General features: G+C 57.9%; 26 protein-coding genes. 8 read left to right on the forward strand and 18 right to left on the reverse strand.

All coding sequences use genetic code 11. The features are described 5' to 3' along the window. Positions 1-229: 229 nt before the first annotated feature. The 5 genes from HMPREF2692_RS08295 to HMPREF2692_RS08315 are packed head-to-tail and all read right to left on the reverse strand — an operon-like array spanning position 230 to position 4,238. Positions 230-1,228, reverse strand: coding sequence for a hypothetical protein (locus HMPREF2692_RS08295; protein WP_061925181.1), 999 nt, complete (start codon positions 1,226-1,228; stop codon positions 230-232). Next, positions 1,225-2,061, reverse strand: a complete 837-nt coding sequence (locus HMPREF2692_RS08300; protein ID WP_201040776.1) for an AAA family ATPase — start codon at positions 2,059-2,061, stop codon at positions 1,225-1,227. The genes HMPREF2692_RS08295 and HMPREF2692_RS08300 overlap by 4 nt, the downstream gene beginning before the upstream one ends. Next, positions 2,058-2,996 carry a hypothetical protein gene (locus HMPREF2692_RS08305; protein WP_070518706.1) on the reverse strand — a complete coding sequence of 313 codons (939 nt, stop codon included), beginning with the start codon at positions 2,994-2,996 and terminating at the stop codon, positions 2,058-2,060. Before HMPREF2692_RS08305 ends, HMPREF2692_RS08300 begins: the two co-directional genes overlap by 4 nt. Next, positions 2,989-3,867, reverse strand: a complete 879-nt coding sequence (locus HMPREF2692_RS08310) for an ATP-binding cassette domain-containing protein (protein ID WP_070823360.1) — start codon at positions 3,865-3,867, stop codon at positions 2,989-2,991. The genes HMPREF2692_RS08305 and HMPREF2692_RS08310 overlap by 8 nt, the downstream gene beginning before the upstream one ends. After that, complete coding sequence (locus tag HMPREF2692_RS08315; RefSeq protein ID WP_062036714.1) at positions 3,864-4,238, reverse strand: GntR family transcriptional regulator; 375 nt, start codon at positions 4,236-4,238, stop codon at positions 3,864-3,866. Before HMPREF2692_RS08315 ends, HMPREF2692_RS08310 begins: the two co-directional genes overlap by 4 nt. A 214-nt stretch (positions 4,239-4,452) precedes the next feature. On the opposite strand from HMPREF2692_RS08315, the gene HMPREF2692_RS08320 reads away from it, so the two are divergent. After that, the gene (locus tag HMPREF2692_RS08320) at positions 4,453-5,631 is read left to right on the forward strand and encodes an NYN domain-containing protein (RefSeq protein ID WP_070432732.1); all 1,179 of its coding nucleotides are present in this window, start codon (positions 4,453-4,455) and stop codon (positions 5,629-5,631) included. 104 nt (positions 5,632-5,735) lie between these two features. On the opposite strand, the gene HMPREF2692_RS08325 is transcribed toward HMPREF2692_RS08320, so the two are convergent. Further along, on the reverse strand, positions 5,736-6,479 hold the full coding sequence (locus tag HMPREF2692_RS08325; RefSeq protein WP_061925196.1) for a PspA/IM30 family protein: 744 nt from the start codon (positions 6,477-6,479) through the stop codon (positions 5,736-5,738). A 147-nt stretch (positions 6,480-6,626) separates the two neighbouring features. Further along, the gene (trxA, locus tag HMPREF2692_RS08330; protein ID WP_061925198.1) at positions 6,627-7,001 is read right to left on the reverse strand and encodes a thioredoxin; all 375 of its coding nucleotides are present in this window, start codon (positions 6,999-7,001) and stop codon (positions 6,627-6,629) included. A 129-nt stretch (positions 7,002-7,130) separates the two neighbouring features. On the opposite strand from trxA, the gene HMPREF2692_RS08335 reads away from it, so the two are divergent. Genes HMPREF2692_RS08335 through HMPREF2692_RS08350 form a run of 4 tightly spaced genes read left to right on the forward strand, consistent with a single transcriptional unit; the run spans position 7,131 to position 11,605 of the window. After that, complete coding sequence (locus tag HMPREF2692_RS08335; protein ID WP_061925201.1) at positions 7,131-7,334, forward strand: heavy-metal-associated domain-containing protein; 204 nt, start codon at positions 7,131-7,133, stop codon at positions 7,332-7,334. A gap of 42 nt (positions 7,335-7,376) precedes the next feature. Beyond that, a complete protein-coding gene (locus tag HMPREF2692_RS08340) occupies positions 7,377-9,641 on the forward strand; it encodes a heavy metal translocating P-type ATPase (RefSeq protein ID WP_070823362.1) in 2,265 nt (754 codons plus the stop codon). Between the two features lie 45 nt (positions 9,642-9,686). Next, positions 9,687-11,024, forward strand: coding sequence for an MFS transporter (locus tag HMPREF2692_RS08345; RefSeq protein WP_070432730.1), 1,338 nt, complete (start codon positions 9,687-9,689; stop codon positions 11,022-11,024). Positions 11,025-11,026: 2 nt separating this feature from the next. Next, complete coding sequence (locus HMPREF2692_RS08350) at positions 11,027-11,605, forward strand: VanZ family protein (RefSeq protein WP_070455823.1); 579 nt, start codon at positions 11,027-11,029, stop codon at positions 11,603-11,605. On the opposite strand, the gene HMPREF2692_RS13170 is transcribed toward HMPREF2692_RS08350, so the two are convergent. The 9 genes from HMPREF2692_RS13170 to HMPREF2692_RS08390 all read right to left on the reverse strand — a co-directional run bounded on the left by HMPREF2692_RS13170 (position 11,529) and on the right by HMPREF2692_RS08390 (position 20,527). Continuing rightward, a complete protein-coding gene (locus HMPREF2692_RS13170) occupies positions 11,529-12,536 on the reverse strand; it encodes an alpha/beta hydrolase family protein (protein WP_083323824.1) in 1,008 nt (335 codons plus the stop codon). The genes HMPREF2692_RS08350 and HMPREF2692_RS13170 overlap by 77 nt on opposite strands. After that, entirely contained in the window at positions 12,529-13,968 is a 1,440-nt protein-coding gene (gene dnaB / locus HMPREF2692_RS08355; RefSeq protein WP_070455821.1) for a replicative DNA helicase, read from the reverse strand. The genes HMPREF2692_RS13170 and dnaB overlap by 8 nt, the downstream gene beginning before the upstream one ends. 568 nt (positions 13,969-14,536) lie before the next feature. Next, positions 14,537-14,989: a 50S ribosomal protein L9 gene (gene rplI / locus HMPREF2692_RS08360; protein WP_062036695.1), complete on the reverse strand. Its 453-nt coding sequence runs from the start codon at positions 14,987-14,989 to the stop codon at positions 14,537-14,539. 48 nt (positions 14,990-15,037) lie between these two features. Beyond that, the gene (locus HMPREF2692_RS08365; protein WP_062036694.1) at positions 15,038-15,601 is read right to left on the reverse strand and encodes a single-stranded DNA-binding protein; all 564 of its coding nucleotides are present in this window, start codon (positions 15,599-15,601) and stop codon (positions 15,038-15,040) included. 55 nt (positions 15,602-15,656) lie between these two features. Further along, positions 15,657-15,947, reverse strand: coding sequence for a 30S ribosomal protein S6 (gene rpsF, locus HMPREF2692_RS08370; RefSeq protein WP_179294269.1), 291 nt, complete (start codon positions 15,945-15,947; stop codon positions 15,657-15,659). A gap of 200 nt (positions 15,948-16,147) precedes the next feature. Continuing rightward, on the reverse strand, positions 16,148-16,336 hold the full coding sequence (locus HMPREF2692_RS08375; protein ID WP_062036693.1) for a hypothetical protein: 189 nt from the start codon (positions 16,334-16,336) through the stop codon (positions 16,148-16,150). Continuing rightward, positions 16,337-17,827 (reverse strand): glycosyltransferase family 87 protein, encoded by a 1,491-nt coding sequence (locus tag HMPREF2692_RS08380; RefSeq protein ID WP_070823364.1) that lies wholly within the window; start codon positions 17,825-17,827, stop codon positions 16,337-16,339. 9 nt (positions 17,828-17,836) lie between these two features. Next, on the reverse strand, positions 17,837-20,083 hold the full coding sequence (locus HMPREF2692_RS08385) for a transglycosylase domain-containing protein (protein ID WP_070823366.1): 2,247 nt from the start codon (positions 20,081-20,083) through the stop codon (positions 17,837-17,839). Between the two features lie 78 nt (positions 20,084-20,161). After that, the gene (locus tag HMPREF2692_RS08390) at positions 20,162-20,527 is read right to left on the reverse strand and encodes a DUF5318 family protein (RefSeq protein WP_062036688.1); all 366 of its coding nucleotides are present in this window, start codon (positions 20,525-20,527) and stop codon (positions 20,162-20,164) included. Positions 20,528-20,710: 183 nt separating this feature from the next. On the opposite strand from HMPREF2692_RS08390, the gene HMPREF2692_RS08395 reads away from it, so the two are divergent. The 3 genes from HMPREF2692_RS08395 to HMPREF2692_RS08405 all read left to right on the forward strand — a co-directional run bounded on the left by HMPREF2692_RS08395 (position 20,711) and on the right by HMPREF2692_RS08405 (position 22,824). After that, positions 20,711-21,184: a MarR family winged helix-turn-helix transcriptional regulator gene (locus HMPREF2692_RS08395; protein ID WP_062036686.1), complete on the forward strand. Its 474-nt coding sequence runs from the start codon at positions 20,711-20,713 to the stop codon at positions 21,182-21,184. 155 nt (positions 21,185-21,339) lie between these two features. Further along, entirely contained in the window at positions 21,340-22,323 is a 984-nt protein-coding gene (locus HMPREF2692_RS08400; protein ID WP_062036684.1) for a universal stress protein, read from the forward strand. Between the two features lie 24 nt (positions 22,324-22,347). After that, positions 22,348-22,824, forward strand: coding sequence for a hypothetical protein (locus HMPREF2692_RS08405; protein ID WP_061925241.1), 477 nt, complete (start codon positions 22,348-22,350; stop codon positions 22,822-22,824). A 49-nt stretch (positions 22,825-22,873) separates the two neighbouring features. Here the strand turns inward: HMPREF2692_RS08405 and HMPREF2692_RS08410 are convergent, their stop codons facing one another. Continuing rightward, the gene (locus tag HMPREF2692_RS08410) at positions 22,874-23,812 is read right to left on the reverse strand and encodes an oxygen-dependent tRNA uridine(34) hydroxylase TrhO (RefSeq protein WP_062036682.1); all 939 of its coding nucleotides are present in this window, start codon (positions 23,810-23,812) and stop codon (positions 22,874-22,876) included. Positions 23,813-23,870: 58 nt separating this feature from the next. Continuing rightward, entirely contained in the window at positions 23,871-25,367 is a 1,497-nt protein-coding gene (locus HMPREF2692_RS08415) for a DUF1846 domain-containing protein (protein ID WP_061925247.1), read from the reverse strand. Between the last annotated feature and the right edge of the window lie 6 nt (positions 25,368-25,373).

Below are 25,373 nucleotides of genomic sequence, written 5' to 3' on the forward strand. Positions count from 1 at the left end.
ACATTGGCACACTATTGAGTTCTCAGACATCATCGCCACACAACGAACAGGCACCATTTGAATAGTGACAGCTCATTATGAGCAAAAAATTTGTTTTTGTCAGGGCCTGTTTTCCTATCGCCGCTTCAGCCAGTCACTGGGTGACTGTGGGGCGCTGTCGGTCGCGCTGACTCACATAAAGTTACACACCACTTTGAAACTTTACAAATCCGCAGGTAAACACAACTTTTTAGGTCTTTATACCTAGCCATTTTTTAAGGCCTGAGGCGTATGGATTCACCCGTCGCACGTTGGCGGGCAGCAGCACCGCCCACAGCACGTACGTAACGGCCGCCGCGAGCATCATTGGCACCCCGTCGAGCATCTCCTTCATTCGCAACACGAAGATGGCTGCCGTTGCAGCGGCAATCAGCACCGGCATGTAGACGGTCTTCCACGAACACAATTCAAGCGAGACAACGAGAGCGGGCACCAGGAAGCCGAATGCTGCAATGAGCCAAATAGGTTTACCCACAATCAGCCAGCTAAGCCCAACGCCAAGGAGGCTCGCCGCCGGACTGACCAAGCTTGCGATGATGACATGTCGCGCCCAAGTACTTTGGCTGCCGCCAAGCGTGACGAAGTTGGCCAAAGAATCTAGGTGTTGCACAACAGTTGCCATCGCCAAGATGCCCATTGTCATCAGCATGTTTCCGATATTCGGTCCGTTCTCAGGCCATGTGCTGCTGATGAAGGCGTTCGCCACCGCTGCGATACCCAGGACCACCCAGCCGATGACCCAACCGCGAACCAACGGGCGGTAGACCAACTGACCTTCAAGGCTTGCTGGGAAGTGTCCAAAGCTATCATTGCCTGGAGTATCCGCTAGAAGGTCTTCGACCGTCATGGTTTTGGCTTTGGCCTTCCAACAGGTCAGCTTCCACGCGAGAATTAGCGCCGTTATGACGAGGGCGAACCACCATCGCAAATAGATGCTGATGACACCAGCAATTAGGGCTGGCATTACCGCTACGATTCGCCCATAGCGAGTTGTAACCGCGGTGCTAAGGCCCAGCGCCTGTGCTTTGGCCTTGTCTGGTTCAGTCGCAAAAGTCTCCGCCCAAAGTGCGACGAGGGCGAATACAGTAATCAGCGGGTCTTCAATTCCGCGAAGCAGGAAAATTCCGGACAGCAGGAATATCGTGACCAACGAGCTGCTCCAATTGAGCGTGCCGAAGAAGAGTTTCATTGTGCACCTCCTAGCGCCAGCACCGCCTCTTCCAGGGTGACTTCCTGCGCGCGTAGCCCGAATTCTGCCGCCTGATCGAAGACGCACTCGGCGAAGTTGGGGCGGGCGTCGATAAGCACACGCTCTGCGTGGACCGAGGAATGGCGGGCCAATACCGGCAACTGTAGGCGCCCCAGCGCCCTATCTACTTGTTCCGCAGGGCCCGTCACCGCCACGATGCAGTCGACGAGGCTTTCAATGGGGCCAGACAAGGGGGCTTCGCCAAGCAAAAGCACCGTGTCGAGGTAGCCCTCAATCTCATCGAGATGATGGGTGGACACCACAATCGTGCGTTTGCCCTGTTCCTTCCGGAGGACCTCAAGAAAGCGCTGACGCTTATCGACGTCGAGTCCCAGGTAGGGCTCATCCAGCAGCATCAACTCGCAGCCGGAAGCTACGGCGAAGATAAAGCCCATCGCGGACTTCTGGCCGCGGGACAAGCCGGAGTAGTTCTTCTTCGGGAGCGCAAATTGCGCGGCAAGTTCTTCAGCCCGCTCCTGGTTCCAGGTCTTCCACCGCGCCTTGCCAATGCGGAAGAGCTTGTCCACGTTCCAGCCATCGAAAAGCGGGTTATCGATGCCCATCAGGATGATGCGATCCATGATCTTCTGGTTGTCAAAGGGGCGCTCCCCAAAGACTTTCAACCCCTCCGACTTGAGCTGGCCTGCGATCATGCGCAGCAGCGTCGTCTTGCCCACTCCATTGGGGCCCACCAGGCCGTGGGTCAGGTTATCTTCGAGCGCGAAAGACAGCGCCGGAGCATTTTGCATAGCTAGGTTTTCGGCTTTAATCATTTCGACCACTCCGGGATACGTTGGGTATTTGCGTACAGCGGGTAAAAGTAATGAACGGGCAAAACAAGGACGATGCAGACTACGCATACGATCGCGCCGGTAGGCTGCGACATTTCCACGCCCCGAATAAACCCGAGAAGGCTCATTCCTCCTATCACTCCAACGAGGCCCAACCACAAACTCGCATTGCACAACACAAAGAACAGGACATAAAGTCCTACATTCACGAAGAGATCCGCGGGCGCAAGCAGCCCACTTAGTGCAAGCACGCACACCAAACCGAGCAAGCCCGTGCCTAGGTTGTGGCGGCGCCAGGAGCGGCGCGTGCGCCCGAATGCCTGCCACATGTAAAGGTCGTCGCCAAAGAGCCAGCTGCTACCAAGGGCGCCAAAGAGGACGGGAATTGCCCAAATAAATGGATCCCGCACTGAAGGGAATACGCCGGGAAGCAACTTCTGCCAAGCGAAGAGCAGGCCGCCAACGATGACGGCAGTGGATAGTATGATTTTCCACCGCGAGCCCTTCGAATCTTTAACGGCGGTGCGCTTGCGCTCACGATCTTTATCACGGATTTGCTTGTATAAATACCAAACGACGAAAAGTGCGACTAGCCCGGTGATTCCCAGCGCTTGCGGCAGTGGGATAACACCAATATTGAACACGGCAATGACTCCGACCACGAGCACCGCGAGGGGAATATTCAAACGAAGGAAATCCGCGCGCCGGTAGCCAAAGGCCTTGAATGCCGGAAAAGGGACCAAGAGTGCAACGGCCAAATTGAGACCCAAGCACGAGTACATAACCTGCGAAACTAGGGGGAAGTCTGTCCAGAACCGCGCCGAGGGAAAAACTACAATCAGTACCACCGCGGCGAGACAGTGCCACCAATAGTCGGTGATGTGGTGCCAAAACAGGCTAAACATGGGTTTAAACATCGAGCCCTCCCATCGCGAGCTTCACTGCATCTTCCAAGTTGACCGGCTTGCCTTGGGCGACGCCGCGCTCCACGATGACGCGGGTATTGCCACCTACGGTCTCCTTAACGAGCGCCGCCTCTTCCAGCTCTGCGGGTAGGGACCCGGTAACTGCGACTTCAACGAGGGCGTCGTCAAGCAGAGCGGCATCAAAAGTGCGGACAACGCCGTCGCGCAGCACTAGGTAGCTGTCGACCACTTGCGAAGTCGCGTGCAGATCGTGGGTCGCCAACACCACCGTGCGCGGATGGGCCTCCAGCTCAGCGAGGAGCTCACGATAGAAGGCCTCATGGTTATAGGCATCGAGACCCAGGTAAGGCTCATCCAACAGAGTTAGCGGCGCACGCGCCGCGAGAGCAATGACAATAGCCAGCATGGAACGCTGGCCGCGGGAAGCCGAACCATGTCGCGTGCTCAGATCGAGGCTGAAGACCTCGATGAGATGCTCCGCCACCTCCTGCTGCCAGTGGGGGTAGCGCTGGGCTGCAACCTTCACAATCGCGCCAAACTTCCAGGAACTCGGGTAGGCGGTGTCCACGCCAGCGAAGACCACCTGATCCATCACCTCGGCGTTATCGAAAGGCGCTTGTCCGAAGACCTCAATTTTTCCCTTGTAACGCGCCTGCCCGGCTAGCAGCGAAAGCAGCGTGGACTTGCCTGTGCCGTTGCGGCCAACGAGCCCGTAGATGCGGCCTTCCGCTAGCTGAATATTGACGCCGTCCAGGACGGTCTTGCGGGAGAAAGACTTGGAAACACCCTGCGCGGTTGCAACGGTGTTTGCAGTAATTGCAGCGTTTGCGGGGTTCGCGGTGTGTGCGGTGTGTGCGGTCATGAGTAGAGTCCTCTGCTTTCTGCGACACGGTGGACAAGTTCTTGTAATTGCTCGCGCGTATACCCAAGGCGGACGGCCTCATCGACGAGGGGGGCGACGTATTCGGCGGCGAAGTCATTGCGTCGCCGCTGGCGGATTCTTTCGGTAGCGCCGGCCGCCACGAACATGCCGATGCCGCGGCGTTTTTCTAGAATTCCAAGTTCGGTCAACAAAGTAATCCCCTTTCGTGCCGTGGCGGGGTTGATGTTGTGGAAGGCGGCTAGCTCATTCGTCGAAGGCGCCTGCGCTCCTTCTTCCAGGCCACCTTCCACGATGGAGTCCTCAATTAGCGCGGCGATCTGTCTGAACAACGGCTGCGTTGAGTTATCCATGTACGCCTGCACCTCCTCGCTTGCTCAACTGGTTAGTTACTCAACTAACTAACTAAACAAGTACCTCGGATTTTAGATTGACGCAAGAGCAAAACTTTTCTAGGCCGCCTGACCTGCCAATTTTCCCCAAGGCATCGACGTTTAGTGACTAATGGGGCACACTGGATCCCAAAGAAAATTTATTTAGAACTATTAGGAACGGAACTTAGGAGCCATGCTTGAACGAACACTTGTCTTCGTTGACACGTCTTACCTGCTTGCGAGCTTTTATAACTCATGGGAAACCGGAGCTCGCGCGCAACTAGAAATAGACCTCCCAGAGGTCGTAAATAATCTCGGTTCCATGGTGGAGAATCAGCTCGGAAACCGCATTCACCGCCAGTACTGGTACGACGGAATCCCAGACACTGGTCCACACCGCTACCAGCGCGCACTGCGAACCTGTGATGGCGTGCAGCTTCGCACCGGCCAGCTCATCGAGTGGGGCGAACGCCGCACCCAAAAGGCAGTCGATACCCGCCTCGTTGCCGACATGATCCTCGCTGCAATGAAGCAGCAAGTCACCGACTTTGTTTTGGTTTCCGGTGACGCCGATATGATCCCGGGCGTACAAGAAGCCGTAAACGCGGGCGTGCGCGTGCACCTCTACGGCTTTGGCTGGGACTCCATGTCCTCCGCCCTGCGCCACGCTTGTGACACCACGACCATCCTCGATCCGCGCGAAGACTTCGCCGATGCAATGGAGCTGCAGGTTTTGGAAGGCCCACTGCCGCCCACCATCCGCGAGCCTCACAACAGCGACGAAGAGCTGCCGCAGGTGCCTCAAGCAGAGGACGAGTGCGAGCCTTCCGAGGCAGAAGCAGCGTTTACCTCAGCACCGAAGCCCAGCCCCTCCCCTGCCGACCTCGCGCCACATACGGCCACCACAACGGGCTCGGGTGAAACTGCCGAAACCAAGCCTGCGGCCGAGAACACGCAGGCACCGCAGACCCCGTCTCCGGATTCTGCCGACGGAACGCAAAGCGCAGCCGAGACCCCGAAGCCAGCTGCACCGAAGCCGTCCATGATGGCTCCGCGCCGCAAGCTGCGCTCCAAGTACGTGCCACTACCCGAGGAGGTCTGGACCTCTGCAGGCTTCCAGTCGCCATTCGACGTCGGCCAGCAATACGCCTCCTGGTGGTTCGAGAATGCCGCCAACGCCGAGCAACGCGACCAAGCACACCTACTCTCGGGCGGCGGCCTGCCGCCGGAGATCGACCGCCCGCTGCTGCAGTTTGCCTGTGAAACTCTGCACGAGTACACGCTGAGCGAATCCCAACGCGTCAATCTGCGCGATGGCTTCCACTCCGGCATTCGTGGCGTCCTCATCGCCATCCGCCGCGAGGAAAGCTAACCTCCTCGCCTAAAAGGAGGCGGCCACCCCTTCAGCTCCCTCAGCGTTGAGGAAAGAAGGAGGTGGCCGCCTCTTTTCTATTTCTGCCTTAAAAGCCTTAGTGGCTACTTCTGCTCACCGGAGCCTAGCTCTTTCTGCTTAGCCATCTCGGCGCGGATCCCCTCCAGACGGGAGGTTGCCTTCATGTCATTGCCGGCCGCGGTGATTTCCTGAATACGGCTGCCGCCGGAAGCCTGGTGCAGCTCCTGCGCACCCAGTGCATCGGTATAGCGCTTTTCAATCTTTGCGCGCACAGAATCTAGTGTAGGCACGGAGTCATCCGCCTGCAGTTCGTCCATGGACTGCACGACCTTGGCGTTTTGCTCCTGCATCGCAGCCTGATCAGCCTGCGCCATGAGCTCGTCGACCTGTGCCAGCTGCTCCTTCAGGCGCGCCTCGGACTGCTGCTGCTGAGCCTTAGCCTGCTCTGCAGCCTGAGCGGCAGCGGCGTGTTGAGTCTTTACGTTCTCCAGCTCATGTTCCACAGCAACCAGCTGAGAGGCTACAACCTCGGCAGCCTGGTTGTACTCGGAAGCAGACTGCGGGTCATCCGCCTTATCTGCTAGCTCGAGGGCGCGCCGCGTCTGGTTTTGGTAATCCTCCTGCTGCTTGAGCAGGCGGTTGATCTGCAGCTCGAGCTGGTTCTTGTGACCGATGATTTCCGCCGCATGCTCGGAGATCTTGCGGTGTTGTTCCTTGGCACCGTCCACAGCCTGCTGAATTTGCACCTTAGGGTCGGCGTTCTCATCGATCTTCTGATCGAAAGAGGCCATTACGTACTTCCAGCCTTTGCTGAATGGATTCGCCATTGAACTAACTCCTTGCGTGTGGAAATAAGGGAAGGTCCCAATAAAAAGGACGCTTTCTAGCGAGTTTAGCCGGACTAGCTAGAAAGCGTCCGAGAAAAGAGCTTGAGGGTGGGGGATAAAGCGCTATGCGCCGAACCCGCCGGCTTCCTAGCTCTCGCTTTGCGCGTTCTGCTCTTCAACCTGACGGCGGACGTCCTCCATGTCGAGCTCCTTAACCTGTTTGATCACATCCTCGAGGGCTGCTGGTGGCAATGCACCCGCCTCGCGGAAGACCAGGATCCCGTCACGGAAGATCATCAGGGTAGGAATGGACTGGATCTGCAGCGCTGCGGAAAGGCCCTGGTTTGCCTCGGTGTCGAGCTTGGCGAAGGTCGCGTCTGGGTGCTCCTCGGAAGCCTTCTCAAATACCGGCGCGAAGCGCTTGCACGGGCCGCACCAATCAGCCCAAGCGTCTACGAGAGTAATGCCCTCACCGGACACGGTCTGCTCAAAGGTCTCTTCAGTTACGTCGATAGTTGCCATATAAATCTCTCCTGTTTTTCGGGGTCTTTCCTATCAACGGTACATGACTGAGTGTTATTCCTTAGCGCACTATTGCAATATACCCCCTGGGGGTATACGGTCGGGTTGTACCCAAAGAAAGGAAAAACAATGAGCGTAAAGAACTACACCGTAGAGGGCATGACCTGCGGACACTGCGAAATGTCGGTACGTGAAGAGGTCGGCGAAATCGCCGGCGTCAGCTCCGTTAGCGCAGACCACACCACCGGCGCCGTCACCGTCGAGGGCGAGGGCTTCACCGACGAGCAGGTTGTCGCCGCCGTTGCAGAGGCAGGCTACAAGGTCAAGGCCTAATTCACTCTTCCCCTTCCTAATTCACTCTTCCCTCTTAGAACCATGACTAATCTCGCCCACCTGGATCTTGGCGTTTCCGGCATGACGTGCACCTCGTGCTCGTCGCGCGTGCAGCGCAAGCTCAACAAGGTCGACGGAGTAACGGCCAATGTCAACTTCGCCACCGAGACCGCCGCCATTGAGTACGACCCGGCCACTGCAAACCCCGAATCCCTCATTGAGGTAGTTCGCGGCGCCGGCTACAACGCTTTCACTATGGGCGATGATTCTTCCGATGCGGAAGACCCCGAGAATGGCTCAGATCCCACCGCGGCCGCGCGCGCCCAGGAGTCCCGTGATCTACTGCGCCGCACCCTCATCTCAGCCGCGCTTTCCACACCGGTAATGCTGGTTTCCATGCTGCCCAGCCTGCAGTTCGACAACTGGCAATGGGCGGCCGCAATTCTGGCGACCATCGTCTATATCTTCGGCGGCGCACCTTTCCACAAGGCGACGTGGGCAAACCTTCGTCACGGCTCCTTCACCATGGACACGCTGATTTCCATAGGAACCACCGCGGCCTATTTTTGGTCGCTGTATGCCATGTTCTTCGGCACCGCTGGCCAGCCTGGGATGAAGATGCACATGGAGCTGATGTCCAACCACGCACAGATGGATCACATCTATCTGGAATCGGTGGGCATGGTCATCACATTCTTGCTGTTGGGCCGTTGGTTTGAGGTCAAAGCCAAGGGCCAATCCTCGGAGGCGCTGCGCACGCTTCTGGGGATGGGCGCCAAGGACGCTACGCTGCTTGTCGACGGCGCGGAAAAACGCGTGCCCATCACACAGATCCAGGTAGGAGACATATTCGTCGTTCGTCCTGGCGAGAAGATCGCCACCGACGGCGTCGTGGAAGCCGGCGCCTCCGCCGTAGACGAGTCCATGCTGACAGGCGAGTCAATGCCCGTGGAAGTCAAGGCGGGTGACCACGTTACCGGCGCCACGTTAAACTCCGCCGGCCGCTTAGAAGTCCGCGCCACCAAGGTCGGCGCGGATACCACGCTCGCGCAAATGGCCAAGCTGGTCACCGACGCCCAGGCTTCCAAGGCCCCAGTCCAGCGCCTGGTAGACAAGATTGCACAGGTCTTCGTGCCCGTGGTCATCATCATTGCCGCCCTAACGCTGCTCGCGCACTTGGTCTTTGGGGACGGCGTCGCACCAGCCTTCATCGCTGCGGTCGCTGTACTCATCATCGCCTGCCCCTGCGCAATGGGCCTTGCAACTCCGACTGCCATTTTGGTGGGCACTGGCCGCGGCGCGCAGCTGGGGCTTCTCATCAAAGGCCCTGAGGTCCTCGAGTCCACCAAGAAAGTAGACACCATCGTCATGGACAAGACCGGCACCGTCACCGAGGGCAAAATGACCGTCGCACGTGTGCATCTCGCACAGCAAATGGGAGGCTCTACAGCAGAAGGCAGGCTTCTCCTGCTCGCCGCGGCGGTGGAAGTAGGTTCTGAGCATCCGATTGCCAAGGCCATCGTTTCAGCAGCCCAAGATCTGCCGCAGGCAGGCCGCATTGAGCCCGCAAGCGATTTCCATTCCGTGGCAGGCCAAGGCGTCAAGGGCACAGTAGACGGACACCGCGTGCGCGTAGGACGCATAAAGGGTGAGCAAGCAGCACGCGGCGAGCTCGCCGCCACCTTCCAGGCCGCGGAGGCCGAGGGTGCAACCCCGGTCGCCGTCTACGTGGACGATACGCTCGCTGGAATCATCGATGTTCGCGATACGGTGAAGCCGACGTCTGCCACGGCCGTCGCCAAGCTCCGCGAACTCGGCCTTAACCCACATCTTCTGACCGGTGACAACGAAGGAGCAGCGCGCGCCGTCGCCAAGGCCGTGGGCATCGCCGACGCGGACGTGACCGCAGGCGTGCTGCCGTCCGACAAGGTGGCGGTAATCAGGCACTTGCAGGAGGAGGGAAAGACCGTTGCCATGGTGGGTGACGGCGTCAACGACGCAGCAGCCCTTGCCCAGGCAGACCTCGGCCTAGCCATGGGGGCTGGCACCGACGTGGCGATTGAAGCATCCGATATCACCTTGATGAACAGCGATCTGCGCTCCGCAGCCGACGCCATCCGGCTCTCGCGGCGCACGCTGCGCATCATCAAGGGCAACCTCTTCTGGGCCTTTGCCTACAACGTACTGCTCATCCCAGTAGCCGCCTTGGGCCTACTCAACCCGCTTTTCGCCGGCATCGCTATGGCCTTTAGCTCCGTGTTCGTTGTCAGCAACTCACTGCGTCTGCGCAACTTCCAAACTTCCTAGCATTTTCCCAGCACACAGAGCTATACCCGGCTATAGTGCCCTTGTATGCGGACAATCAACCAAGGCCACATTTCACGCGCGGAGCGTCTCGACCGCCTGCCTGTTACTAAGAAACACAAGAAGCTGTTAGCCGGCTCAGGGATCGGCTGGGCACTCGATGCCATGGATGTCGGACTCATCTCTTTCGTCATGGCAGCTTTGGCAACCCACTGGGGCATTAGCCCTACCGAATCCTCCTGGCTGGCTTCAATCGGCTTCGTGGGCATGGCACTCGGCGCGACCTTTGGAGGGTTGCTTGCCGATAAGATTGGGCGCCGCCAAGTATTCGCGCTAACCCTGCTGGTCTACGGTTTGGCCACCGGCGCATCAGCCCTCTCGACCGGATTGACGATGCTCCTTGTCCTGCGCTTTATCGTCGGCCTCGGTTTAGGCGCAGAACTGCCGGTGGCATCAACGCTCATTTCCGAGTTCTCCCCGCTTAAAGTGCGTGGACGCATGGTGGTCATACTTGAGGCTTTCTGGGCAGTGGGCTGGGTGCTCGCAGCGCTCATTGGCACCTTTGTAGTCGGGGCGTCGCCTAGCGGCTGGCGCTGGGCCTTGGCGCTGGGAATGGCACCTGCCATCTACGCCCTGTTCGTGCGCCTCCGTCTGCCCGAATCGGTGCGTTTCTTGGAATCCAAAGGCCGGCACGCGGAGGCAGAAGAGGCGGTGGCCTCCTTCGAAGCAGCAGCCAGATCCGAGGGCAAACCTCAATCTTCTGCCGTTACCCCACCGACCTACGGGGAGGAAGACATCACCTCGACTAGCATTTGGTCGGCATCACTGCGCCGGCGGACCGCCGCGTTCTGGTGCATCTGGTTTTGTGTGAACTTGAGCTACTACGGCGCGTTCATCTGGATTCCTTCACTCCTCGTAGCCGATGGGTTCAGCCTGGTTAAATCCTTCAGCTTCACGTTAATCATCACGCTTGCCCAGCTGCCCGGCTACGCCGCTGCAGCCTGGCTTATTGAATCCTGGGGCCGACGCCCAACGCTCGCCGCGTTCCTAATCGGTTCCGCCTGTGCAGCAGGAATGTATGGTTTTGCATCCACCACGACCTTGATTCTCGTGGCAGGTTGCCTGTTGTCCTTCTTCAACTTGGGAGCCTGGGGTGCGCTTTACGCCATCGGCCCAGAGCTCTATCCCACCCACCTCCGCGGCGCGGGAACGGGTGCCGCCGCGGGCTTCGGCCGGCTTGCTTCCATTCTCGCTCCATTGATGGTGCCAGTGGTAGTCTCGCACGGCGGTAAGCCCTGGCTTTTTGCCATCTTCGCCGCCGCATTCGCTGTGGCAACAATTGCCGCATTCTTACTTCCGGAACAACGGGGAAAGGCACTGGTATAGAGATGAAAGCACGCTTGCGCGCTGCCGTTGCTCTGGGCGGATATTGCGCGGTCATTTTGTCACTGACCACCCTGAAAGCCTTCTTCCAGATCGGTTATCTCTGGAATCCGGATAATCAACGCGCCAGGGAGCTGCGTCTGATGCCGCTGGATGATCTGTTCTCCGGCAGCTGGTTCAAGCCCGCGTTTGAATACGGCGGTAACTTCGCATTCTTCGTCCCACTTGGAATACTGCTCTACGTGCAGGTGGGCTCGAAACTCAAGGCAACGATCTGGGGTCTTGTCTTCTCTGCCCTAGTCGAGACCATCCAATACGTCTTTTCGCTAGGGCGCACCGACATCGATGATCTCTTCTTCAACACCCTGGGTGCATTCTTCGGCGCCTGGTTCGCGCAACAGCTCGGAAAAAGATTGCACGCCTTCTGGCAATGGTTGGCCATCGCCACGACCGCAGTATTTATCGTGCTCGTAGTACTCGGCCCGCGCCTAGGTGATCCTGCAAAGGTCAAGGATTTGTCTCTGTATGGATCTGCTGAAGAATCGCTTTCCGCGCAGCTTTCCACTGCGGCCCTTCCGGCTTAGACCACGAATAATGCTCCGCGTCATCGAGGAGCACCGTCTCAATGCTGAGTCCATGCGCACGTGCTCGAGCCATGAAGTATTTGACCTCGTCGGCGTTGACGGTCTTGTCATTTTTACCGTGGAGCACCACGATGCGGGCTTTGTCGTTGACATTGTCCGCAGGTGAAGCTTCGAAATAACGCTGCGGCACCTGGCGCGGCGTACCACCTAGAAGCGTGCGCACAAACTTATCGTGCTGTCTAAAGGCCAGGTGCATGTCATAAACACCGGCAATACCCACGCATTTATCTACGCGGAACTTTGGTGCGGCACCAGGTGCCTTTGCCGGCAGCGCCGGACGCGAACAAGCCCACGTCGAAAGGTTGCCGCCCGCTGAATAACCAGCAACAACGACATTGCTGATGTCGAGGGGGATGCGTGATTCATGCGCGAGCTGCGGAATGAAGTCAATAGCCGCCGCAACGTCGTTGTACGTCATTGGCCACCCACCAGGCGCATCCTTCGCGTTCAAAGTCACGCCACGGTATTCCACGTTCCACACTGCAACTCCGTGTTGGGCTAGGTCGTTGACCACGGGTGCCGCAGAGCGCGCAGTAGACTTTTCTTGCCATCCACCACCATGGAAGAAAATCACTAAAGGGATCTTTTTCGCAGGTGAAAGCTTCTTGGGCGTCACCAAGTATCCATGTTGTCGCGGGTGTTGATGGCCATAAACAAACTTCTGGGCATTTACCTGCGGAGAGGGTTTAGTGGGCATCACGGGCGCCGACGTGGGCTGCCCCGTGCCTCCTTCAGGCGCTGGGGTGCCGGAACAACCAACGCCACTGAGGCTCAATGCCATAACGGCCGCGGCAAAGGCGCCGGAAATCGCTAAGCCGCGGATATGCGACACCGGTTGCCTATTCTGAGGGTGCGGCAGGCTATTAGCCATGTGCCATGTTGACGAACTTGGAGTAGTGCAGCTGATGCGCAACCTGGATTGTATCGATAGGACCACCACGGTGCTTAGCCAGGATAATGTCAGCCTCGCCAGCTCGTGGGTCATCCCGGTCTTGGGAGTCTGGGCGGTAAAGCAGCATAACCATATCGGCGTCCTGCTCCAGCGAGCCCGACTCACGAAGGTCAGCAAGCTGCGGCTTCTTGTCAGTGCGGGACTCCGGGCCACGGTTCAGCTGGGAAATAGCAATCAGCGGCACCTCGAGCTCCTTGGCCAAAAGCTTAAGCTGTCGGGAGAATTCCGAGACCTCTTGCTGACGGGATTCAACCTTCTTGCCGGAAGACATCAGCTGCATATAGTCAAGCACGATGAGGTCCAAACCATGTTGTTGCTTGAGGCGGCGGGCCTTGGAGCGAATCTCCATCATGGTGAGGTTCGGAGAATCATCGATGAACAGTGCCGCGTCTTGGATGCGGTTGAGCGTCTGGTCGATCTTGGCCCAGTCTTCAGTGGAAACGCGGCCACCGCGCATATCGGATAGCTTTACCTCCGCCTCAGCCGAGAGCAAACGCATCACGATCTCAGAGGCAGACATCTCGAGGGAGAAGATTACGGAAGTCTTGCCATGCTGCAACGAAGCCGAACGCATGAAGTCCATGGCCAGCGTCGACTTACCAACACCAGGACGCGCCGCGACGATGATCATCTGGCCAGCACGCAGACCATTGGTGAGCTTGTCCAAGTCAATGAAGCCAGTTGGTACGCCGGCCTCCAAGCCACCGTTTTGCTGCAGCATCGCGAGCTCGTCAATGGTTGGATCGATAAGCTTTCCCAGAACTTGATAATCCTCGGTTGTCTTCTTCTGCGCCACCGCAAACACTTCTTGCTGGGCACGATCCAAGACAGACTCGATTTCTGCATCTTCGGCGCCTTCAAAACCCAGCTGAACAACGCGCGTACCTGCGTCAACAAGCTTGCGCAGAACTGCCTTTTCCGCAACGATTTCCGCATAGTAGCGAGCATTCGCTGCAGTAGGAACGGTGGCCAAAAGGGTGTGCAAGTAGGGCGCACCACCCACGCGCTCCAGATTGTTATAGCGGTCTAGACGGGAGGCCACGATGACCGCGTCAATGTCAGTGCCGGCGGCATAAAGATCGACCATAGCCTGGTAAATCAACGCATGCGCTGGGTAATAAAAGTCATCTGGTTCGAGCTCCTCAATGACTTCCATAACCGTATTCGGGCTAAGGAGCATAGCGCCCAAGACGCCTTGCTCCGCTTCCCTATCTGAAGGCGGCTGGCGGAACTCGCCATAGCGCTTAACGTCATCCCTGCGCTTGCCGCGGTAGGGGCGATCTTCTACCTCCGGCACATCGGGCGCCTCTGGCGGTACGTAGTCAGAGTCATCAAAGCTTGCATTAGTCATAGACAATCCATCCCACGATATTTTTGCGGCCGCTAGGCGGCATATCTCCCCTCGGCTACTCTTTCGAGCTTTAAGTCTAATGCAGCGGATAGACATACAATTTTCGCCCCGATACACGCTTCGCTTGGGTATAAAACGAAAGTTTTCCACAGGCACTTGTGCAATTCCCAGGTGAGTGCGTACTTTTGCCCTAAGACTGCTGTTAGGACCTGTGGATAACTCCTTCAAGCCACTGACCTGCGATTACTATAAGCGCAGGTCAGGTGATGTTTTTGCCAATGTGAAAATGTACACAAAACCAGTGGACAACCGCATCTACCTGCGCATTAACGCTTTTACCCGCGGGTTAACGAGCGGTAAAAACAGCCTCCACTTGACAAAAGTTATCCACAGATTTGGAAAGTTATCCACAGTTGTCCACAGGCGGGTGAAATCGTGCCTAAAACGCGCAAAAGGCCCCTGGGGTTTGCCACCTCACATGGCAGGCCCCAAGGACCAACTGCGTTGCTGTTGTCATTGTGGTTTCCATGCTTCGGGCATGGAAACCGTCGTGCGCCTTAAATCAGTTTTAGGCAGCGACGACCGAGAAGTTCACCTTGCCGAGAACATCAGCGTGCAGCTTGAGCTCGACCTGGTAGTTGCCGGTCTTCTTGACCAGGCCCTTTGGCAGAACGACGATGCGCTTGTCCAGCTTCGGGCCGCCAGCGGCCTCAATAGCGGAAACGATGTCATCTGCAGAAACGGAGCCGAAAAGCTTGCCGTTCTCAGAAGTCTTCATTGCAACCTGAACGCCGGAGAGCTGTTCGAGCTGGTTGCGGACCTCGCGTGCGTGATCCAGGTCGCGGATTGCGCGAGCTTCCTGGGCGCGCTTGATGCCCTCGATCTGCTTCTCAGCACCGCGGGTGGCAACGATTGCCAGGCCGCGAGGAAGCAGGTAGTTACGTCCGTAGCCGTTCTTAACCTCAACAATTTCGCCTGGGGCGCCGAGGTTCTCAACGGCAGCGGTGAGGATCAGCTTCATGATCCCTGCCTTTCAATTGAGTTAGTTAATAATTGCGTTTGACAGTGTTTAGAACGGGGGTTCAGCGTCTGCACCGCCGAAGCTGCCGGCTTGTGGTGCAGAATTCCACGGATCATTAGAAGGAGCTGACTGCTGCGGAGCGCTCTGGTTTCCACCAAAGCCGCCCTGGTTGCCGCCGCCAAAGTTGTTGCCACCCTGGTTCTGCTGCTGGCCGCCGTAGTTGCCACCACCATTGCCACCATTGGCGGACTTGCGGGTGACCTGAGCGGAAGCGTAGCGCAGGGATGGGCCAACTTCATCGACCTCAACCTCAAAGACAGTGCGGTTTTCGCCCTCGCGGTTCTGGTAAGAACGCTGGCGGAGGCGGCCATTAACAATGACACGCATGCCCTTGGTCAAAGTCTCTGCAACGTTTTCTGCGGCTTGGCGCCACACGTTGCAAGTCAGGAACATGGCTTCGCCATCCTCCCACTGATTCGTCTGCGAATTGAAGCGACGAGGGGTGGAAGCAACGCGGAAGTTTGCTACAGCTGCACCCGCTGGGGTGAAGCGAAGCTCCGGGTCAGCAACTACGTTGCCAACAACGGTGATTGGGGTTTCTCCCTGTGCCATGGTCTGTTCTCCTTATCGGTTACGTGGATTCTTAAAACTCTGAAACCAGTATCCGCTATTTGCTGTCGGTGCGCAGAACCTTGGTACGCAGGATGGTGTCGTTCAGGTTCAGGCGGCGGTCAAGCTCGAGTACCGATGCGGACTCGCACTCAAGGGTAACGACGGCGTAGATGCCCTCTTCCTTCTTGTTGATGGCGTAAGCAAGACGACGCTTGCCCCATACATCAACGTTTTCAACCTTGCCGCCGTCCTTACGGACAACTTCCAGGAACTTGTCTAGGGACGGGGATACGGTGCGCTCATCCTGGTTAGGATCCAGAATAATCATGACTTCGTAGTGACGCACGGACCTCATCACCTCCTATGGTCTAGTAATTGTTTTCGGCCATATCACCTTTGCGGATATGGCAGGAGGGTACGTTGCGTCAAGCAACCCCATCACAATAGCGCATTGACCGGCCAAAAAGAAATCCCCAACGGGATATTTCCGCTGAGGACTTACAGTCTGTAACCAAGCACACGAACGACCGTGCGCGTGGCTCGCACCTAGCTCCGCATGGTGGTGGCGAAGAAGATCGCACTGCCGGCTGGAATCACCGTCAGAAACAAAAGCGCCAGTAGGCCAAGCAAGATGGGCCAACGGCGATCTTCGCTGCGCTGATAGAGATAGTAAGCAGCCATGACGCAGAAGAACCCGAGGACGATCGAAACGATTCCCACGATTGTGATACCCATTTAGGCAAACTCCCCTACTAGCGGATCGCGGCCTGCGTGTGCCGCGCGGACTTTATCGACGCTCTTGCCCAGCATCTGGCGCACGACGAGCACACCAATGACGATGATGAAGCCGTCGCGGGCGATGACCATGATATCGAGCAGCTCATGCCCGATGCCCTTGTTTTCCTCCCCCAGCATGTGCCACATGAGAACCGGCCACACCAGGGCGTCGACAAGCATCCAGCTCATCAGCAAACGCCAACGCGGCAGGGCTAACAGAGCCGGGACCACCAACCACAGCGAATACTGCGGGGACCAAACCTTGTTCACCAACAAGAAGGCCATCAAAATTAGGTAGATTAGCTCGGCCACGCGCGGCGTACGTGCCACCCGCAGTCCGAAGACTCCAATGACCGCGCATGCGATGAGGAAGGCGGGCAGGGTGAAGGCGTTGAGGAATTCCGGGCTGAACTCGATTCCCGTCACGCGGTTAAGCACGGCATAGATGGTGGTCCACTCCGCGCCACGTTCCTCGTTCAAGCGGAAGAACTCGTGCCAAGCCTCCGGGTACTTTTCTGCCACAGGGACGTTGACCACGAGCCAGGAGATCACCGTACCGCCGAGCATTCCGCCTAACGGCGCCCACTTCTTGTTTCGCACTGCCAGCACTAAGAACGCGCCCAGGATGAATAGTGGCCACAGCTTGAACGCAGTACCGCAACCAATCAGGATTCCGGCGAGCCAATTCTTGCCACGGGTTACGGCGAGAAGTGCGCCCACCATGAAAGCGATGGAGGGGATGTCCCAGTTGGTAAATCCATGGATGACTACCAGTGGGCTGGCCGCCATCAGTACGGTGTCCCACGCCCGGTTTCCGGTCAGGCGGAAGACCATGTAGACGGTAACGACCCAGATGCACGACATCACCAGTGCGGTGAGCCCGAAGTACCAACCGGATTCGGCGATGCCAAACCAGTGGCCCACCGGGTAGGTAGTGCGCGAGAGCCAACCCATGATTCCCTGAAACATCCCGGCCAAGACTGGGTATTCCATGTAGCGAGTGAGGTCACCCTCCTGCCACGAAAAGGCATAAGGGAAGCCACCCTGGTCGAGGCCGCGGCCACCGTAGAGCGGGATGATGTCGTTGTAGCAGAACGAGGTGTACTGACGGTTGCCATCCCAGTTCAGCGAAATGAGCCCTTCTGCAGAAGTGCGGCTGCCCGCGCAAGTGGCCTTGCTGAGAAAGCCGAATACCAGAAACATCCAAGCCACCGCGATGAGGGCGCGCAGGGGGCTAAACCATTGCTTCTTGCCCGAATATGCGAAACGACCCTTCGGCCCTCCGAAGAACTCGACGACATCGTGCGCAAAAGGCTCCGACGAAAGCGGAACGAGTCCAGTATTTTCCGCCGCTGCCTTATCGGTGGCGGCGGGTGATACGGGGGCAACGGGTGAAGTGGGGCGAGCTTGCGCCCCCGACTTCACCTTACGAAGGGCCCTATCAGTCACGCTGATCTCCTATTGATTAAGCAGATCGGCCAAATCGCCTTGGCCGTTGATGATGTCCTCAATTGACGGGACATCCTGCGCCGGCTGATTAGGCTGTGCCGGTCGACCCGGTTGCCCCTGGCCAGGTCCCTGGCCCGGCTGGCCCTGTTGCTGTTCCGGCGAAGGCGCCGGCTGCTGGGCCTGTTCCTCTGGTGCCGGAGTAGGTGCCTGAGCGTCCTGTTCCGGAGCGGTGTTGCTGTCGCTGCCAGCGGTACCGGAGTTATAGGAAGAGTCGTAGGAGCCGGTGTAACCCGAACCCCAGTTACCGTTACCGTAACGGACAGGGTAAGCCTGCGGGAAGGACTTGTACTCAGCGTTAGCCAGCGAGGTATCCAGAATCTGCTTCCAAATCTGAGTCGGGGAGTTGGAGCCGTACATGATTCCGCCATAGGAGTTGAAGATGGCAGAGGTGTTGTCAGCGGTACCAACCCACACGGCGGTTGCTAGCTGCGGGGTGGAGCCAACCATCCAAGCGTCCTTGTTGTTGCCGGTATCGCCCAGCTGCGTGGTACCGGTCTTGGAAGCGGACTCACGGCCGCCGGCCAGAGCACCGTTGGACCAACCTGCGACCGGGAGCATTGCCTTCAAGACATTGTTGGCAACGTTCGCGGAAACACGGCGCTCGCCACCCTTGTCATCGAACTCGTAGAGAACCTCGCCGCCGGTGGTCTCCACCTTCTGAACGAAGTGAGGCTGGTGCCAAACGCCACCGTTGGTCAAAGTGGCCATAGCGCTAGCCATATCCAGCGGACGGGACTGGTACTGGCCCAGCACAACGCCCTCGAACGGAGTCCCGCCCTTCTCGCTCAGGGTCTTATCGATGCCCGGCAGCGACTTTGCAATACCCAGAGCATGCGCCATGTCTGCGGTGTCCTGCGTACGGTTTTCCAGATCGTCCTGCAGGCGGAGGAAGGAGGTATTGTAGGATTTCTTCAACGCCTCAGCGATGGAGCAGCTGCCGCAGCCACCATCGACGTTGGTAACCACCTGGGAACCAGGCAGCTGATAAGGAGCCGAGGAGTAATAGGTATCCAAGCCAATGCCCTGCTGCAGTGCTGCCGCAAGAGTGAAGATCTTGAAGGTGGAGCCGGTCTGCAGACCCGCATTTGCGTAGTCCCAACCAGTTGCCTCGTTGCCGCCGAAGTAGCCGCGGATACCGCCGGTTGCCGGGTCAATGGTGACGGCAGCAGCACGTGCGTCTTCCTGCAGGGAAGCCAGCTGACCATCCACCGCATCGGTGGAGGCGTTCTGCACGTTCATATCGATGGTGGTGGTGATCTTCAGACCACCGGTTGCCACCTGATCCTCAGTGATGCCGACGCGCTCGAGTTCGGCGATGACCTGATTCTTGATGTGGCCGAAAGCGCCCGGCGCCTCGGTGTATGCGGAGTACTCGGAAGGATCACGAGTCTGCGGGAACTGCATTCCCTTACGCTCGGTGGCGTTGAGATCGCCCATCTCTACCAAGCCATCGAGAACATAGTTCCAACGCGCCTTGGAGCTTTCCTCATCAACGCGCGGATCAAGAACGGAAGGAGACTGGATAAGGCCGGCCAACATGGCGCCCTCTTCCACGGTGAGGTCCTTTGCGTCCTTGTTGAAGTAGGCGTTCGAAGCAGCCTGGATGCCATAAGCATTACGTCCGAAGTAGACCGTATTCAGGTAGGCCTGCAGGATGTCTTCCTTAGACCATTCGTTGGTCATCTTGATGGAGTAGATGAGCTCACGAATCTTACGGACGTAGGAGTACTCGTCACCCACCAGAGTGTTTTTCACATACTGCTGGGTAATGGTGGAGCCACCACCCGCGGTGGAGTCACCGGTGAGCTTTCCCAAGACTGCGCGGCCTAAGCCGGTAAAGGAAAAGCCCGAGTTGGTCCAGAACTCGCGGTCCTCGGCCGAAAGCACGGAATCTTCTACGTAATCAGGGACTTCTTCCAGCTTGACCTGCGTGCGGTTGCCTTCCGGCGGCACCAACTTAGCCAGCTGGGTGTTTCCGTCACCAGCAACGATGGTCGAAACCTGGCTGGCTTGAAGGTCCTTTGGTTCCGGGACCGTGTACTGAGAGTAGGCGTAGCCGAAGAGAGCTGCGGGCACAGCCACGAGCACCAAGGCGACGATCAAAACAATCCAGGGCCAGCGACGACGTTTGCGCTGGTTCGTAGATTTTTTACTATGACGCCCAGCTCTCTTTTGGGCGGATTCCTTTTCGGTCACTGCTTCGTGTCCTCGTCAATCATGGGCAGATTTTCTTAAATAAGTGCAGCTTACCGGCCACAACGGCCGAGCCAAAAACTAACCTTCATCATAAGCCGTCGCCGCCGCCAATAGGTGATTCCACCGGCACGCCGTACAAACTTCGACTTTATGAACCGTAAATTCGAGGCCTTCGGCGACGAATTCTGCGATTTCTTCATCGCTGCGCGCGCTGCCGGCACGCCGCCCTAGCGCCTCGCCATAAACCCATTTGGTAAGGCGCATCGCCTCCCCGCAGAGAGGACATTTGCGCTCCATGTCGGTGCCATGATGCTTGGCTGCAGCGCGGAGGAGAAAGTCGGCGTCGCAAAGCGCATCCTTTTCTATAAGGCCCGCTCGATATTTGCGCAGGTGCTGCGCACGCTCCCACTCGTGGGAGATCACGTGTTTGAAAGAAACCGCCACAGTAGCCCTATCCTCCTTCCCTAGATCCGGGCCTGAAGTTGACCAGACACCTAATTAGACAACAGCTTAACCACGCCACCTGTTCCCGCGTGCGAATGAGCGGAGAGTATTTTTTAACTCAAAAGCTAAATTTTTCGTGGCCTAACTACCGTTGTGAGTGTACGGGCGCTACTATTACTTTCCATGAGTGAACAAGCTGCTGAGTCCCCCTCCGCCTACGAAGACGCCCTTGACGTAGCCCGCAGCATCCAGCCCGCGCTAAACAAGCTGATGCTCATCTTCCAGCGCACCACCGAAGGTTCCTCCCTGACCACCTCCCAGGTCTCTATCATGAACCAGCTGCGCCTGCGCGGCCCATCCCGCGTGAGCACCATCGCACAGGCAGAACTCATCCGCATGCCCACCGCGTCCAATGCCCTATACCAATTGGAGCGCCACGGCTTTGTGGAGCGCCACCGAGATGACAAAGACCGCCGCGGCGTCCTCGTGGCACTGACCCAACTAGGTGAATCTGAGCTGAACATCGTCTCCCGTCAGCGTGCCGCCGCCCTGGCGGAGATCCTGCAGTGGATGGAACCTAAAGACTTGCAAGCGGCTCGTCAGATGAGTTCCCTGATTGCCAAATTGGCAGACGTCTATCGCCCGACAATGAACTAAAACCCACTTAGCAAAGAAACTGGGCATGAAACCGCATGTAGACCAAAGCAACCAGGGGTAATGCGGAGCAGGCCCGGATTTCTTTTTCGCCCCTCCCGTGACTAATAATGGGCTAAGAATTACGCCCCCGGACAGTTCACGGGATGTATTGCTGAATGGATAAAAATCATCAACACAAGTCTTTTGCTTCTCTCGCTAAAGACCCTGTGCGAATCCTAATTTCGTGGAGTCCTTCCTCCACTGGCACTGAAGCGATCGATTTTGCAGCGTGGCTCGCCCGCTCCACCAACGTTCGCATCAGGGTCGTTTCCACGATCTCCGTTCCGCTGGCCACCACCGCGCTGAACAAGCACGGCAATAAATTTAAAAAGTGGTTCACCAAGGAACAGGCCAAGTGCAAAGAACGAGTTCTGGAAGCACTCGAGGCGGCGGGTATCTCCGATTCCCAGCTGGACGAAGAGCCTTCCGTTCTTTTGGCCGGCCCCTCCCGCCCGCAGCTGCTGACCGAGATGGCAGAAGAATTCGGCGCGGATGCAATCCTGCTTGGCGCTAACCAATCCGCGCCAAAGGGCCGTTTCTTCGCAGGCTCGACTGCCGACGCCCTGCTGCACTTCTCCCCTATTCCGTTGGGCCTTTCCCCGCGCGATATCAAGCTTTCCAAGCATGGCGTGACCCGCATCAACTTCGCTTTCACCGAGCGCAGCGACTCCGAGGACCCCGCCTTGCTGTGCGCCGCCCGCCTGGCGAATACATGGAACGTTCCGCTGCGTATCGTGGCCTTTTCCGCCGACGGGCTTCTCGACGCCCAGGTCAGCGGCAACGTCGACGTCGCCTCCAAGCTAGCCAAAGGCTGGCACGAGCATTCCTTGTCCATGCTGGACCGCGCACACGATGTGGTGGCAGAGCGCTTCCCAGAGCTACCGATTACTACCGAAATCGGCACCGGCCATGGCTGGTCTGGCGCGGTGGACTCGCTGAAGTGGAAGAAAGGCGACTTGATGTGCCTAGGTTCTTCCCCGATGGGCCCCTTCGAACGCGTATTCATTGGCTCCACGGCCACCGAGCTGCTTCCGCATGTGCGCGTCCCGGTTCTGGTGCGCCCTTCGGACTCTGCGCCTTCAGTCGAAACTGCGGACTAATCCACGGCGACTAGACTTTGGCCTATGAATCTCCAGCCTGAGCATCCGGAAAACGATCTGACAACTGATGCCGACTACGCCAACCTGCGGCGCCCGGAGCCAAGCTCTTTCGATGAGCTCGCGGATGAGCCAGATCCCCTAGCGGTAGCTGCAGCCAACCGCCGCTCTTCCCGGCAGGCTATCTGGTTCATGGTCGCTGTGCTGCTGCTTTCCGGCCTCTACGCATTTGTGGTGGCACTAATTACCCGCTCCCAGGGCGGGGCGCTTTGCGACGCCCAGCTTGCCACCTGGCTGTGCACCGAAGGCCAGCGCCGCTTCTTTGCACTGACCACCGTCATCATCCCGTTCCTGGGAATGGTGGGCACCGCCGTCATCATGGTGCGCAAGCTCAAACGCTATCTGCGCTGGCGCTCCTGGATGGCAATTTTCTGGGTAATGGCCTGCAACTTCATGCTGTGGTGCATCACCGACATTCAAATCTTGTTGGTTCCGCTGGGCTAACCGTTCCCCGAGGGAAAGGAGAGGCTGGAACCTTGCAGGTTCCAGCTGGTTACTGAGCTGCGCCTTGCGCCGCGGCTACGGCTACTTCCGCGCAATCTGGACGCCCACAGTGCTGGGTTTCTACCTTCTGGATGCAGTCATCACAGATAAGCACCTGCTTGCGGCAGGTGTCCTCGTTGATACAGTTATGGAAGGTGTTGGTGGCATTGCCGCAATGCACGCAGTGACCAAGCTGGATAAAACCTGGATCTTGCAGGCCCTGCCCAAATTCGTGATGCATGCGCTTGTCAAAGACGTAGAGGGAGCCTTCCCAGAGACCGTCGTTGCCGAATTTCTCGCCATAGCGGACGATGCCGCCGTCTATCTGATAGACCTCTTTGAAACCACGATTCTTCATCAGGGAAGAAAGAATCTCGCAACGAATGCCGCCAGTGCAATAGGAAACGACTGGCTTATCCTTCATCCAGTCATACTTGCCGGACTCGATTTCCTCGATGAAATCATGGGTGGTCTTAACATCTGGGACGACAGCGTTTTTGAACTTGCCGATCTCAGCTTCCATGGCGTTGCGGCCATCGAAGAAGACGACTTCGTCGCCGCGCTCCTTAACCAGCTCGTTGACCTGCTCTGGCTTCAGGTGCACGCCGCCACCGACGACGCCGTTCTCATCCACCTTCAGCTCACCGGGCGCGCCGAATGCCACGATTTCGTCGCGAACCTTCACGGACAGGCGTGGGAAATCATCGGCACTACCCTCGGACCACTTGAATTCCATCTTTTTAAAGCCCGGGTACTCGCGGGTCTCACGGACATAGCGCTTACAAGCATCCATGTCACCACCGACGGTGCCGTTAATTCCGTGCTCGGAGATGAGGATGCGGCCCTTTAGCCCAAGCTTTTCGCACAGGTTGCGCTGCCACAACATGATGGCAGTGGGATCGCTGATTGGGGTAAAGCAGTAATAAAGGAGAATTTTGCTAAGGCTCACGCCATCGATTGTAGGCGTGAGCTGTTGCTTTTCCTAAATTTCCCGGAAATCTTTGGGTTTAGCGCTTCTGGTAAAGCGCCTGCTTACGTGCAAAGACCGGATCGGAGGTCACGAGCACGCCCAAATTGCGGAAGATTCCCTCATCCACCGAGCCCAAGATGGTGGTGGTGTGAACGTCACAACCTGCAAGCTGCTTTAGTTCCGCCATTGCACGGCGAGCGTTCTCGTCCTTCGCAGCGGAGGCGGAAAGAGCGATGAGCACCTCGTCGGTGTGCAGGCGCGGGTTACGCGAACCCAGATACTCGGTCTTGAGCTTCTGGATCGGTTCGATGGCCTCTGGGCTCAGCAGGTGGATCTCATCGTCGATGCCGGCGAGATGCTTAAGCGCATTGAGCAGCATGGCAGCGGAGCAGCCCAGCAGCGCAGAAGTGCGGCCGGTGATGATGGTGCCGTCGGCAAGCTGCAGCGCAGAGGCTGGCTCGTCAGTTTCGGCGGCACGCTTGCGCGCCGGCGCTACTACTGGGCGGTCATCAGACTTGATGCCGGCCTTCGCCATGACGACGGCCGCGCGCTCGGACTGCGTGGAATCCAAGCCGAGGCGTGCTTCTTCCACCAAGGCCTTGAAGTAGCGACGAATAATCTCCTGCTTGGAGGCCTCACGGCAGACTTCGTCATCGGTGATGCAGAAGCCAGCCATGTTGACGCCCATGTCCGTCGGGGACTGGTACGGGGTGTTGCCGGTCAGCTTCTCCAGGAGGGTCTTGAGCAGCGGGAAGGCCTCGACATCGCGGTTGTAGTTCACCGTGGACTCGCCGTAGGCACTTAAGTGGAAGTGGTCGATGACGTTTGCGTCATTGAGATCGACCGTGGCTGCCTCATATGCCAGGTTCACTGGGTGATCGAGCGGCAGGTTCCAGATAGGAAAGGTCTCAAACTTGGCGTATCCAGCCTGCACACCGCGCTGATGCTCGTGGTAGACCTGCGATAGGGCGGTCGCCAGCTTGCCTGAGCCTGGCCCCGGCGCAGTGACGACAACCAGGTCACGCGTGGTTTCCGCGTACTCGTTCCGGCCAAGGCCTTCCTCAGAAACGATGAGGTCTGTGTTGGAAGGATAACCCGGGATAACGCGGTGACGTGCAACGTTAAGCCCAAGGCGCTCCAGGCGGTCAATGAAGGCCTCCGCTTGGCTGTTGCCATCCTCCAGCTGGGTCATGACGATGTTGTTTACTAGGAAGCCACGGCCGCGAAAGACGTCTACCAAGCGCAAGACGTCATCTTCGTAGAGGATCCCGAGGTCAGCGCGCGTCTTCTGGCGCTCAATGTCCTTGGCGTTGATGCAGACGAGAATCTCGACATCGTCCTTGATGCGCTCAAGCATCGCAATCTTGTTATCGGGAGTAAAGCCCGGCAGCACGCGGGAGGCGTGCATGTCATCGAAAAGCTTGCCGCCCATCTCCAAGTAGAGCTTACCGCCGATTTCCCCGCGCCGTGCGTGAATGTGCTCCGACTGCATCTCGATGTACTTCTCACGGTCAAAACCAAGCAAACGCGTCATTTAAAG

Origin of the sequence: Corynebacterium sp. HMSC036D03, assembly GCF_001836185.1 — a bacterium.
Lineage (GTDB): Bacteria > Actinomycetota > Actinomycetes > Mycobacteriales > Mycobacteriaceae > Corynebacterium > Corynebacterium simulans.